Genomic DNA, 13,126 nt, shown 5'->3' on the forward strand with positions numbered 1-13,126 from the left:
CGACGACGCCGCCACCTTGGCCCGCTGCCTATCGTAAGCCTTCGTGGCGTTTGACCACACCAACCACGGCGTACGTCAGCGGGAGGAAAATGACTTCGATACCGACTTTATAAAGCCAGCCCACCAGGGAGAGGTTGACGATAGACCAGAACTCGACATTGCCGGCCGCGATATCCGCACCCCAGGCCACGAAGCAGAAAATAATGGTGTCCAGCAATTCGCCCACGATGGTGGAGGAAATGAGGCGCACCCACAGGGCACGCTCTCCGAAACGACGCTTAATCCAGACCAGCACATAGGAATTGGAAAGCTGGCCGAAGAGGAACCCGAATACGGAGGCCGCCACGAAGCGCGGCACCACGCCGAGCACCGCCTCGAAAGCTTCCTGGTTGGCGTAATCCGGGGCGGGCGGGGCGATCTGCACCAGCCAGAAACAGCAGGAGGCCAGGATCTGCACTCCGAACGCGAGGATGATGGTGCGGGAGGCGACTTTGAAACCGTAAACCTCGGAAAGAAGGTCACCGATGATGTAGGTGAGCGGGAAGAGCATCGCGCCGCCGTCGAAATACAAATCAAGACCACCGATATTCAAGGTGATGAGTTTCGTGGCACCGATATTGGAAATGAGGAGGAAGGATACGAAAAAGACCGCTACGTACACGAAGAGGTGGGAGCGGGCCACATCCGCGAAGCGGGCGGTGGTGCCCGGGGCGGCGCCCGGGGTGGCGGCGGCACCGGTGGTGTTCGGGCTGACGTTATTCGGAGTGACCAGGCCGTCCGCGAGCGCGGGGGCAGGAGTGGTGGGGTGTGATTCCGGGTGCGTGCTGGCGCCGTGCGGCGCGGTGGACTGCGAGCTCATCGTGACCTTTCCATGCGTGTTGAGAAAATATGGTTATGATGTCCGGCTCTGCCACCGCACGGACGGTCATGATTATAGCGGGATATTGTGGGGCACGAAGCGCCTTAATTCCTGAATCTAATTACCGGCCGAGTGCTAGCATTTTCTTAGATATTTTCCGTATAGGTATTCCTTATGCCGACTGCGTTGTCTGGGAGAAATATGCGATTGAAGAAGAAACCCCTGGTCATCACGGTGCTCCTCGCGGTGCTCGCCCTGGTGCTCCCGCAGGCTTACGCGGCACCGGAAAGCCCCGCGGCATCAGATCCCGCGGCGCCGCCCGCCCCCAAAGCCCTCGTCTTGCACGCCACTATTTATACACGGCAGGATATAACGTCCCTCAAACTTGAGGAAGGAACCGGGTGGACCGCCGGGGAATGGGACATCGCTCCCGACGACGTCAAGTCCACCACACCCCTGGCAAATGGCTTGAGCCGCTACGAAGTGGAATTCGCGGTGGAGCCGGATGGCTACACCGCGGGCCAAAGCCTGCCCTATACCCTGAGCGCTCCCGACGGGTGGTTGAGCCGTAAGATCAGTGACACCGTGCGGGTCCCGGTCACGCAAAGCGAATCGGGTGATCTGCGCGTTGATGTGGTGCTCAAGGAAAATATTGAGCGGCGCTATTCCGTGAGCCTCGTGGATGCGAACGGCACTCCCGTCACCGGAACTATCGACCGCTTCGCGCTACCCACCTTGGATGGACCCCACTCGATCAGCCAGATCGTTAAGCGCGATGCGCAGGGCTTCTATTTCACGCAAAACGTTGTATACGACGACGCTGGCCAGTTCACCACGCCCCTCCTTCTCCCGGATCCTAATAAGCCGATGGATCCGCTCATGGTTCGCGATGGTGGAACCGAGAAAGCCTATGAAGTGACCGCGGTGGAATCCAGTGACACCGGAGAATTCACGGTGCGCGTGCGGGAAGTGAAGCTGAGCACCGCCACTTTCCACGTGGTGATTGAGCGCCCCTTTGACGTGCTTGGCAAAAACGCGCGCTGGGCATTTGAGGTGAATGGTCGGGCCAATCCGGATGCGGCCCCGCAGCTCACAATTCCCGCGGGCCGCGGCGATTTCACCACGGATATCACGGTGCCGAATGTTCCGGAAGGTGCGCGGCTATCGCTGCCCGAGCTCCCGGAGGCTTATCTCTACTACGCAATAGCGAAGCAGAATTTCGATCCGGCTACCTCCACCCTGCGGGTCACCCTGAGCAAGCGGGTGTACTTCACGGTTTCGGATATCGAGAGCGTTACTTTCGGTGATTTCGGGGTACGCCACGCGAAGTCCGGCTTTGAGCTCGGGCTGTATAACACGGCCGGTGAGCTGGTTGACACCTCGGTTGAAGAACCGGGCATGGCCCCGCGTTACCTCTTTACCAAGGTAGTTCCCGGGGAATACCAGGTGCGGATTATCAGCGCCCCGGAGCGCTTTAAGAGCGGTTTTGACCTGGAGCATGCGCAGCATTTCCGGCTCACGGAAACGGGCCGCTTGCAGATGCTCGGCTTGACGAGCAGCAGTCCGGATGCGGAAACCTGGATTAATCCGGACGGGGGTAGCGATGCCCGCTTCGATAACACCCCGGAGGCCACGGCGCTCCTCGGATTCAAAACTCCCTTGCGTATGTTTATTCCCAAGGCGCCGTCGTTCACCAAAACAATTGTGCAGCAGCCGCAAGCTGAGGTGAAGCGCAGCCACGCAAGTCTCGGAGACGCCGTCGAATTCAAGATCGCGGGAAAGATCCCCGGCGACCATCGTCTCATTATGAAATTCGATAAGTACGTCGATTTCGGAATTAAAAACAACGTGACCGTGGTCGATGAGCTGGACAAACGCCTTGATTACGTGGAAGGCAGCGCGCAGGTTCGCGAAGATGGCAAGGCGACCGCGAATTACACGGTGCGTTACGATCCGGAAACTCGCCGTGTGATTCTGGAAGATCACGATGCCGCGCACGTGACGAATTTTGATTTCACCACGCGAATTACGTACCGGCCCGAGAAAAACGTGGAGGTCACCTTCCGTGCGCAGGTGCGCGAATTCGGTACGACGCCGCTGCGCAATATCATCCCGGGCGATGAGGTAGAGATCGTGCCTTTCCTGGATGCGCTGGTGAAGAAGCAGTGGACCGGCGGTGGGGATCTCATTGCCGGGGTGGATCCGGATACGTATCTTGATAATTTCGAGGTGGAAAGCTGGCAGGGCGAAACGAAGATTGCCACGGTGCCGGCGCGCACCTATCTCAAGAAGAATAGTGTGGTGCGTGGCGAGGGCAAGAATTTCCAGTTCGAGCTGGAGAAACTGCCGATGTATACGCCTGAGGAACTGGCCAAGGATCCGGCCGAGCGCACCGCGCTGACCTATCGGGTGACGGAGAAACTCCCCGAGGGTCTGGCCGGGCATTTCCGGGTGGAGCGCAAGGAGAGCGCCGGGGCGCATCGGCATGCGCGGGTCGTCGAATTCACGAACGTGTATGTGCCGCCCACGCCTCCTGAGCCGCCGGTTCCTCCCGTGCCGCCGGTTCCTCCTGTGCCCCCGGAGCCCACGCCGACGGCCACGGCAACACCGACGCCGACGCCAACTCCAAGTCCGACTCCGAGCGTGACACCTACCCCGGAGCCCACCCCAACTCCCAGCGGAACTCCGACGCCAGTACCGACGCCGAGTGAGACTCCGGCACCTACTCCGACCCCGAGCGAAAGCGTGACACCTACGCCCGAGCCGGGGCCAACGCCCAGCGAAACTTCAGCTCCGGAGCCCACTCCAACGCCAACCGTGCCGCCGAGTGCGCCGCCCGCAACGCCAACACCAAGCACTAACGTGACTCCCGGCGAAACGCCGACTCCCACGGCAACGCCCACCAAGCCGGCTGGCGGGAAGCGGCTGGTATCCACCGGCGCATCCGGCATCTCCGGCGCAGCTGGCGCTTGTGCCGCCCTTGCATTGCTGGGCATAGGCGCGGTGCTAGTTATACGGCGCACCGGTCGCCCCCGGCGCAATCATTAGCGGCAACTAGCTGCTGATCAACCGCAGCTGATATAAGCGCCCCGCTACTGCCCCGCTTTCTCGATTCTTGCAACCGCATCGAGAAAGCGGGGCAGTTCCATATAGGGCGCCGTCGCACCCCACCGCGACCGCGAGCGCGATAACCACCTGGGTAACCGCACTGTTACCGTGAGTTACTCCCGGGCCCGCCCACGTTACCTCCCTCCACGTAGTTTCTTCTTGTAAGCACAGGGTTCTCAGGAACCCAACTCAACACGAAGAGGTGTGTCATGTTTAAGTGGTTGGCGGCACCCGGGCCTAAGCCGCGGCTCTCCGCGGAGCAGATTGCTCGGAAGTTCCCGCGCCTCCGGTTCCAGGTCTTTATGGGAATTTTCCTGGGCTATGCCGGTTTCTATCTGATTCGCAATAATATTTCCACGGTTGCTCCTCTCCTCCTGGAAGAGAACGGCACCATCGATAAGCCCGCGATTGGCATTATCGGTAACGCGGTCCTCATTTCTTATGGGCTGTCCAAGTTCTTCTCCGCGATGGTAGCGGATCGCTCCAATGCCCGCTACTTCCTCCCGCTCGGCCTGGCGCTCTCCGCGGTCATGAATCTCATCGTGGCTTTCGTGCCCTGGGTTTCCGCGTCGGTGGGTATTTTCGCCACGGTCATGTTCCTCAATGGCTGGTTCCAGGGCATGGGGTATCCGCCTTGCGGGCGTATCGTCGTGCAATGGTTCTCCACCTCGGAGCGCGGCTGGAAGGGCTCCCTGTGGAATACTTCCCACAACGTGGGGGCCGGTGCCCTGCCCTTCCTCGTCGGCCTTGGCCTGGCGTACACGGGTGAGGACTGGCGCGCTGCCTACTGGCTTCCCGCCGTCGTCGCCCTTATTATTGCCCTCCTGGCGTTCATCCTTATTCGTGATAATCCGCCCTCGGAAGGCCTTCCGACGGTCGATGAATGGCGCGATGATCCGAGCAAGGTCGCGGATGTGACCGCCGAAGCCGGGGAGAAAATCTCCACGAAGGACCTCGTTTTCAAGTACGTGCTGCGCAATCGCATTATTGTGCTGCTGGCTATCGCGAATGTTTTCGTTTACGCGCTGCGTTACGGCGTGCTGCACTGGATCACCACGTACCTCTCCGAGATTCACAATATGAGTATTAGTTCCGGGCTGGCCGGTTTCGCGGCCTTCGAGCTGGCTGGTTTCCTCGGCACCATTTTGTGCGGCTGGGTTTCTGACCGGATTTTCCACGGCAACCGCTCGAAAGCCATCGGGCTTTTCACCCTGGGTGCGGGCCTGTCCATTGCGGCGTACTGGCTGGCCCCGGTGGGTACGCCCTTCGGTGTGATGGTACTGTTCGTGGCACTGATCGGCGGGTTTATTTACGGCCCGGTTGGCCTCATCGGTTTGCAGGCCCTCGACCTGTCCCCGCGTAATATCGCCTCCACCGCGGCCGGCTTCACGGGCCTGTTCGGTTACCTGCTGGGCGCCACCCTGGCCTCCACCGGCGTGGGCTTCCTCGTCAAGTACGCCGGGTGGGACGTCACCTTTATTACCTTCCTTGTTTTCACCGTGCTGATTCTGGCTATTTTCACGGTGATTTGCCGGGAAGAAAACCGCCTCGCCGAGCAGCGCAAAATTGCCGCTCTCGAAGGTGAGTAAATACCACTAAGAAAGGCGCGGCGCCCGCGGAGCTGGGGATACCTCAGTTTCCGCGGGCGCTTTCGCACGTTTTTCCGCACGCGTTTCCGTGCGCTAACCGATATCGAGTGCCTGCGCCGGGCCGACCCACCCTGCCCGAATCCCGACCCGCACCTGGGTTCCGCGCGCCAGCTCCGGGATATCGCCCGGGATCCGGGCAACGATGGTGCCGATATCCGTTTCGACGTCGTACATCGTAAAAGCGCGCGCGAACGTACGCGAGATAATACGGCCGTCCATCCCGGGCGCCGTGCCGCTCGCCCCTCGCGTGGGCGCTACCTTTGCGTCGAGCGGGTACAGCGCCACCTGTTCCGCGGGGAAATACGTAACGACGACGGCGCCAGCTGGCAGGCTGCGCACTTCCGCGGCGCAGGGTAATTCGAAGGTGCAGCGCCCCAATTCAATCCGCGCGGTGCTCTCTGGCGCGGACGTATCGCCCCGCGCCACGCTGGTGAGTCGGGCCGGGAAAATATTGGGGATTCCTAGGAAGCGCGCCACGCTCGGGCTGAGCGGGTGGCGGTACACCTCGCTGGGGGTTCCCAGCGCTGCAACAGTCCCCTTCTCACCCATGACGAGGAGGCGGTCGCCCAGGAGGAATGCTTCGTCAATATCGTGGGTGACCACGATGGCGCGGGTGCCGAAACGTTGCACCTCTTCGCGCACCACCCGGCGGGCGCGGTGCACCAGGCGGCCTTCCACGTGCACAAAAGCTTCGTCCAACACCAGCACATCCGGGCGGGTCACGAGCGCCCGGGCGAGGGCAACGCGCTGCGCTTGCCCACCCGATAATTCGTTGGCGCGACGGCGCGCAATATCATCCACCCCGAGCAAGGCCATGACGATATCCACCCGGTCGCGCACAATCGCCGGAGCGAGGTGCCGCTCCCCGAGCGCATATTCGATATTTTCACGCACGCTCATCGCGTGGAAAAGCACCGGGTCCTGGGAAACAAAAGCGATGCGCTGCGGGGCTGCGCCGCCGATCCGCACGCTCCCCGAGGCAGGAAGAATCCCGGCGATTGCTTCCAGCAGCGAGGTTTTTCCGCATCCGGAAGGCCCCACAACGCTAAGGATTTCTCCCGGATCAACGTGGAAAGCGACCTCATCGACCACCGGAGCCGGCGCGCCCGGGCGAAGCACGCTCACGCTTTCCACGTGAAGGGGCAAGGGTTCTTGGCGCGCGTGGCTATGCGTGAACACGGTAGTCCTTTCCGGTAACGGAACTCAGGAGGAAAATTGGGGCAACTACTGCCATGAGCACCAGTGCGGTACAGCCCAGGAGGGTGGCCATGGCGCAGGTGGTGTCGATTTTTGCGGCTTCTGCCGCGGCGAGGATGCGGCTCGCGCTCACCGGGAAATCCGGAGATTCTACGAAAAGCGCCGGAGCAACGCGGGTAAGCAGCACCGCGATGAGGATGAGGTGAATAACAGCAATCGGGGTGATGCTTTCCCGCACAAAGGTGGCGGCGGCGCGCGCCCGCCCGGCGCCCGCCGTCCGCGCGGCATCGATAATCCGGCGGGATCGCCCGGCCAGGAAGATGAAAGCCAGGAAGGCGATGGGGAAGGATGCGAGGGCGTACCCGTAGAGCATCCCTACGATGCCGTGCCCGATAGAGTGGGCACCCACCAGCGGGGGAAGGAAGCACAGCTCCCCCACACAGATGGGATCGCGGTGGAAAGCAGCAACGAAAATCCCCGCCATGGTTTGAGAAATACCAGCACCGCAGGTCGCGGCGAAGAGGCAGAGGGGCACCCACCGCTGGCGGCGCACCACCCACATAGCACAGAGCAGCGCAGCGCTACCGCTGAGCACCACCCCGCAGGTGATTACCCCGAAACTGGTGACCAAATTGCGCAGTGGAAAATCCGCGCCGTAGGGGCGGCCATCCGCGGTATCCCTCACCAGGGCGAGCGCACCGCGCAGGTACACGGCGCCGTAAGGGATAGCCACCAGCACGGTGAGAAGGGCTCCGATGCCGCGGCCGATACGCACCGGGAGCAGGCCCGCAAAATGACGCTCCGCAGGCGTGGGGATCGCGCTTGGCCGCCGCGAGCGCGGCACATGGCTGTGCGGGCGGAAGAAGCGGGGAGCGGGCATGAGCAGGAGCGCGAGGCCGGAGAAAATAAGGCCGGCGCTGAGTAATCCCGGGCGGCCGCTCGCGGCAAGGGCCGCCGCGTGGCTGGCCAGGTAGCTAGTGCTTCCGCCGAGGATTTTTGTGATGTCCGGGGTGGAGCAGGCGAGTGCGCTGGCTGCGGCCAGGGCGAAGGCAGCGCCGCGGCACAGGATCGGGAGGGCGATGCGCCACCGGGTCTGGGTGAGGAAAAGGAAGTCGAAGAGGCGCCCGGGAGTACGCATCGCCATGCCGAAGATGATGAGGGAAGTTACTGGGATGACGGTGAGCGTCGTCGTACTTATGACCGCGAGGCGGCCGTAGGCCGGCACGTTAAAGGGAGGGGCCGTGACCGCGGTGGCGAGCGCGACCGGGGACACGGTGAGGCTCAGCGCCGCAACCGCAATATACGGGGCGCGGTGCACGGAAAAGCGCGCGGCGCAGGCAATGAAAATGCCGACCACGGTTGCAGTGCATCCGGCTACCGCAGCCATGAGAAGACTGCGCCCCAGCAGCTGCGCGCCGGCGCCGCCGTGCAGAGCGGCGGGAAAGCTGAGGTAGCCGAGGGCGATAAGGAGCAGGCCGCAGCCGGGTTGGAGCAGAAAGCGGGCGCGGCGGTATCGGGTGCCGCGGCAGATTCGGGTGCCGCGGCGGCCATGCTCGCGCGCGGTGGTAGCGAGCACCGCAGTTCTAGAGCGCACCGTGCCGCACCTCTTCCACCCAGATGTCCACCAGGGCGCGCTGCTGGATAAAACCGTTTCCGCTCACCACGGGCACATCCAATTCAGCCAGTTCCCGCGCGAGATTCTCCTCGATATCGGTTCTGGTGGCGAGCTGGCCGACTCCGTCCAGGCCGATTTTTTCGCCGTTTTCGGACATAGCAAAACGGATAAATGCGCGGCCGTTCTCCGCGTGCGGAGCGTGGCGCAGCAGCGCGACCGCGCCGATCTCGAAGCCGGTGCCCTCGCCGGGATAGACGGTGTGCACGGGCGCTCCGCGGCGCGCGGCCTCTTCGCAATAGGGCGCGAAGGTAATGCCGACGTCGGCTCGGCCAGCGGCAACCACGCGGGCCGGCGCCGCCCCGTACTCGGTGTAAGTCACGGTATTGCTATCCAGGCCGCGCATGGTGCTGAGGAAATTCGGCTCAGTATTCGGCGCAGCGTTCGGCGCACTACTCTGCGCGCTACCAGGCACACCGCCACCCGGAACCGCGGCGATGGTGGAGAGCATCGTGGCCGCGGTGCCGCTGGTGAGCGGATTCGGGAGCACAATTTTCCCGCGCAACTCCGGCGCTGTCGCGTCTTTCCAGGTCCGCGGGAAATAGGCGGCATCCTCACGCACGCACAAAGCGAGGACGCTACCGTAAATCCCCACCCAATAACCCTCGGGATCGCGGAACCGCTCCGGTATCTCGGCAGGGATATCCTCCAGCGGCGCAAAAATCCCGGTGGCACTGGCGGCCTCGTAAGCTTCCGACGGGCCGCCCAGCCACACATCGAATTCGTGCGGGGATGCCTCTACCCGTTTTTTCGCGTCGCCGGTAGGTAGGCGGGTGAGCGAAACACGGATGCCGGTGCGTTCGCCAAATTCGGTGGCCAGCGCGGTGCAGGCCACGTTATTGTGCGAGCAGAGAATCCGGAGTTCAGGAACCGGGCGCAGCAGCAGCGCGAGGATCGCCAGGATCGCCACCACCGCGAGCGCCGCCCCGCCGCGCGCGAGCTGGCGCTCCCACTGGCTCAGGTACATCGGCCGGCGTAGATATCTCACGATAGTTTCAGGGCGTAGCCGGTACCGCGGCGCGATTCAATGGCGTTATCCGGGAAGCCGCATTCGCGCAGGTGGCAACGCAGCCGGTAGACGGCGGTCTTGAGGGTATCGCGCCCGGAAACGGAATCGTGAGAATCCCACACTTGCCGGAGCAATTCGCGCGGGGTGAGGAAGGTGTGCGGGTTCTCGGCCAGGGCCAGCAGCAGTTTCACTTCCCCGCGGGAGATGCCAAGGGCTTTCCCGCGCCACGAACTTTCCAGGGTGACCCGGTCGATAATGAGCTCGCCCACCTGCACGCGGTTATTTTCCGCCTGCGGGCGAGTGCGCCGCATAATCGTGTGGGCGCGCAGCACCAGTTCGCGCGGGCTAAAGGGCTTCGTCACGTAATCATCGGCCCCGGCTTCCAAGCCGGCGATCCGGTCCTCTTCCTCGCCCAGCGCGGTCAGCAAAATAATGGGAAGGGCGGAATTTTTCCGGATTTCGGCGGTGAGCTCCACACCGCTCGCTCCGGGGAGCATCACGTCAATCACGGCGAGGTCCACGGCGTGGCTGCGCAGAATGCGCCAGCCTTCTTCCGCGCTATTCGCGCTCAGGCACCGAAATCCTGATGTTTCCAGGGCGAACGTAATAATGGATACCATTTGTGCTTCGTCGTCGATGACGAGCACAACGGGTTGAGCATCCGGGTTGCGCTGCTCGGGTGCGTCCATTAACTCTCCTTTCTCGCGGGTGCGTGTGTTGCGCGTCGGGTGGGTGCAGATAATTGCGACGGTGCCGGTACCTGCGGCGGTGCGGCCGGAAGATATACGACGACGGCGGTACCTCTCCCCCGCGCGGAATCGACCATCACTTTGCCACCGTGAATACGAGCAATTTGCTGAACAACAGTCATGCCGATTCCCGAGCCGGGGCGCCGCGAGGTTCCGGTGGCAAAGGGTGTGAAAAGCTTCTCGCGCTCGCTATCGGGTATGCCCGCGCCGTTATCGGTGACTTCGATAAGCGCTCCGCCGGCGCTACCTTCGTCGATACGAACCGTGATCGTGGCGCCTTCACCGGCATGCCGGGCCGCATTGGCAATAAGGTTCCATACAAGCTGGCGCACCAAACCGCGATCCGCACTAATGGGGAGGAGCCCGCCGCTGGCATCCACGTAGAGGGGCACATCCGAGAATTGCGCGAGTTGGCGGGCCGCTGCTCCAACCGTCGCGCGAATATCCACCGGACTGAGATTGAGTTGCACGGAGGAATTCGAGAGCTTCAGGTTGGTAATGAAATTTTCGGCGATGTCGATGGCTTGGGCGGAGTTTTCCCGGATGGTATCAACAAAGGTGCGCTGGTGGTCGGTGAGGGGCCCGGGGCTTTCTTCCGCCAAAAGTTCCGCGGCACCGTTAATAAGGGTGAGGGGCGTGCGCATTTCGTGAGCGACGACCGCGGGTTCCCCGGCCCGGAATTCCGGGGCGGGCACGTCGCGGCCGCGCCGGAGGATGGTGGCGGCCAGGAGGGCTGTGGTCAGCCATCCAGCCAGCGCCAGGGCGGTGAGAATCCAGGTAGTCATCTGCGGCAACGCCCTTCCGGGTAACAATGAGAGTGAGTTGGAGTGGCGTTCTACTCCAGGGGATTCCAGGGGAAGTGACCACCACCTCACTACAGTAGCGGCCCCATGGTGCTCAGGGGAAGAATATGAACGCCACTTGGCAAAGTGAATGCAGTGCGGCCACCGGTCACCACCGCCAGAAAATCGGGGGCTTTCACCATACGGGCATCGCGCAACCGGAGTAGATTGCGCTCCCCCGCGCTTACAGCGCGATCCGATTCGCCGAGTTTCACTTCGATGCCGGCCCAGTGGCCGTCGCTGAACTCCAGCAGAATGTCTACTTCCAGGCCGCTCTCATCGCGATAACCGAAACAGGTGGCGCCGATCTGCTCCGCGTAGGTGCGAATGTCCCGGACCGCCATCGATTCGAAGATCTGGCCGAAATATTCGGGGTCATTCGCGAGCTCTTCCGGGGTTGCGCGGAGGGCCGCGGGCGCCAGGGACGGATCGCAGAAATGCAGCTTCGCCTGTTTACGGAGTCGGGTTTTTGAGCGCAAGGAGCCGCTCCAGGGCGGGAGCTCCTCAACAATGAAAATCCGGGTGAGTGCATCAAGGTAGCTTCGTACGCTTTGCGGGGAGAGTTCGCCGCCGTCCGCGGAAATATCTTGGGAAAGGGTGGTTGCCGCGGTTTCGCTTGCAATATTGCGGGCGAGTGAGCGTAGTAGGCGCCGTACCCGTTCCGGGTCGAAGCGGGCGTCCACCTGCGCGAGGTCCGCGTGGGCGATATTGTCCACATAGTTCTGGACGAATCGGATAAAGGCCGGATTCTGCGAGGAGACAAGGAAGGGCCAGCCGCCTCGCACCGCTTCGGTCGCGAGTTCGGGGTAGCTGAGGGCACCAGGGACGTGGCGCACGTTTGTGGTGGTGCGTAGCTCATTCAGGGTGATGCGGTCTTCCCGCGGATATGCTTCGCCCAGGGCCATGGGGCGCATGCGCACCCGGGAGAGCCGGCCAGCGCCGGTGTGGCGGGTAATCGAATCGGCCGGGGTGGCCGAGCCCGATAAAATGAACTGCCCCGGGGCACGCCGCACGTCGATTTCGTGGCGGATCTCGTTCCAGAGAATCGGGGCGAGCTGCCACTCATCAACGAGCCTGGGGACATCGCCTTCCAGAACTCCCTGGGGATTGAGTTCCGCGAGGCGCTGGTTGGATGCCTGGTCCACGCGGAATTCTGAGTGGGCGTGAAACGTGCCCGTTTCCGTTTTTCCGCAGCCGCGCGCACCTTCAATCACCACACCACCCATGATTTCCAGGTCTTGTTGCAGCGTTGTATCAACCGCGCGCCGAATATAAGCCATGCTGTGAGACTAGCCGTTTCACGTGGCATTGTCACTATTGCGGGAGTTTCGGTATCACTTTTGCGGACTTATCGATATCGCTCTTGCGGGTTTTTCATTATCAGTCTTGCGGATTTTTCGTCATCGGTCTTGCGGATTCGTGGTTGCCGTTGTGCAGCCTTGCAGCTATTGCTTTTAGAGGGCCGGGCGTTTCCTCACCAGGAGCCGGGCGTTTCCTCACAGCTCATAGCAGCCCAGCTCACCGGCCCGCCGGCTATACTTTTCGGCAGGAGCTCGCGACATACCGGGCACAAGGAAAGATTGGATCAATGAGCGCTTTTGAACCGTACCCGCAACGGGGGCAGCAACAGAACCAGCAGTATCCACTTCCGGGGCAGCCGTATCAGGGGCCGGGACAGCCATACCCCACCGCTCCGGAGGCGTATCCCACAGCCCCGCCCGCGTATTACTACCAAGAGCCGCAATTCCGCAGGGTCAACAAGATTGTTTACGTGCTTCTTGCTTTCTTCCTTGGTGGATTCGGCGTGCATCGCTTCCTGCGCGGGCAGGTAGGTATCGGAGTCTGCATGATTCTCTTTAACTGGCTCACTATCGGTATTTGGGCGCTGGTGGAGTTCATTATCGGCTGCGTGAAGCTCAGCAAATACCCCGGTGACTATTTCATCTTCACCCAGAGCGGGGATTGAGTGTGTCAAGTTGTTTGTGTGTGAGCATTGTTTATAAATACTTATTAAACCGGTCAGGGTAGGCCACGGACATCT

General features: G+C 62.1%; 10 protein-coding genes. 3 read left to right on the forward strand and 7 right to left on the reverse strand.

The window, feature by feature from the left end; genetic code table 11:
- Window positions 1-28: 28 nt before the first annotated feature.
- Complete coding sequence (locus ACRQHG_RS03725) at window positions 29-859, reverse strand: queuosine precursor transporter (protein ID WP_435719570.1); 831 nt, start codon at window positions 857-859, stop codon at window positions 29-31.
- A 201-nt stretch (window positions 860-1,060) separates the two neighbouring features.
- On the opposite strand from ACRQHG_RS03725, the gene ACRQHG_RS03730 reads away from it, so the two are divergent.
- Together ACRQHG_RS03730 and ACRQHG_RS03735 are read left to right on the forward strand one after the other, a co-directional pair.
- Window positions 1,061-3,907 carry an isopeptide-forming domain-containing fimbrial protein gene (locus ACRQHG_RS03730; protein WP_435719571.1) on the forward strand — a complete coding sequence of 949 codons (2,847 nt, stop codon included), beginning with the start codon at window positions 1,061-1,063 and terminating at the stop codon, window positions 3,905-3,907.
- A gap of 269 nt (window positions 3,908-4,176) precedes the next feature.
- Entirely contained in the window at window positions 4,177-5,556 is a 1,380-nt protein-coding gene (locus ACRQHG_RS03735; RefSeq protein WP_435719573.1) for an MFS transporter, read from the forward strand.
- A gap of 93 nt (window positions 5,557-5,649) precedes the next feature.
- Here the strand turns inward: ACRQHG_RS03735 and ACRQHG_RS03740 are convergent, their stop codons facing one another.
- From ACRQHG_RS03740 to ACRQHG_RS03765, 6 genes are all read right to left on the reverse strand, one after another.
- Window positions 5,650-6,795, reverse strand: coding sequence for an ABC transporter ATP-binding protein (locus ACRQHG_RS03740; RefSeq protein WP_435719574.1), 1,146 nt, complete (start codon window positions 6,793-6,795; stop codon window positions 5,650-5,652).
- Window positions 6,782-8,407, reverse strand: a complete 1,626-nt coding sequence (locus ACRQHG_RS03745) for a hypothetical protein (RefSeq protein WP_435719576.1) — start codon at window positions 8,405-8,407, stop codon at window positions 6,782-6,784. The genes ACRQHG_RS03740 and ACRQHG_RS03745 overlap by 14 nt, the downstream gene beginning before the upstream one ends.
- Window positions 8,397-9,473 carry an extracellular solute-binding protein gene (locus tag ACRQHG_RS03750; protein ID WP_435719577.1) on the reverse strand — a complete coding sequence of 359 codons (1,077 nt, stop codon included), beginning with the start codon at window positions 9,471-9,473 and terminating at the stop codon, window positions 8,397-8,399. The genes ACRQHG_RS03745 and ACRQHG_RS03750 overlap by 11 nt, the downstream gene beginning before the upstream one ends.
- The gene (locus ACRQHG_RS03755) at window positions 9,470-10,183 is read right to left on the reverse strand and encodes a response regulator (RefSeq protein WP_435719578.1); all 714 of its coding nucleotides are present in this window, start codon (window positions 10,181-10,183) and stop codon (window positions 9,470-9,472) included. The genes ACRQHG_RS03750 and ACRQHG_RS03755 overlap by 4 nt, the downstream gene beginning before the upstream one ends.
- A complete protein-coding gene (locus tag ACRQHG_RS03760; RefSeq protein ID WP_435719580.1) occupies window positions 10,183-11,028 on the reverse strand; it encodes a sensor histidine kinase in 846 nt (281 codons plus the stop codon). Before ACRQHG_RS03760 ends, ACRQHG_RS03755 begins: the two co-directional genes overlap by 1 nt.
- An 89-nt stretch (window positions 11,029-11,117) precedes the next feature.
- Window positions 11,118-12,365, reverse strand: coding sequence for an ATP-binding protein (locus tag ACRQHG_RS03765; protein WP_435719581.1), 1,248 nt, complete (start codon window positions 12,363-12,365; stop codon window positions 11,118-11,120).
- A 308-nt stretch (window positions 12,366-12,673) separates the two neighbouring features.
- Between ACRQHG_RS03765 and ACRQHG_RS03770 the strand changes: the two genes are divergently transcribed.
- Window positions 12,674-13,051 carry a TM2 domain-containing protein gene (locus ACRQHG_RS03770; RefSeq protein ID WP_435719583.1) on the forward strand — a complete coding sequence of 126 codons (378 nt, stop codon included), beginning with the start codon at window positions 12,674-12,676 and terminating at the stop codon, window positions 13,049-13,051.
- Window positions 13,052-13,126 lie beyond the last annotated feature (75 nt).

It is taken from the genome of Actinotignum vesiculae (genome assembly GCF_051267215.1).
Classification (GTDB): Bacteria; Actinomycetota; Actinomycetes; order Actinomycetales; family Actinomycetaceae; genus Actinotignum; species Actinotignum schaalii.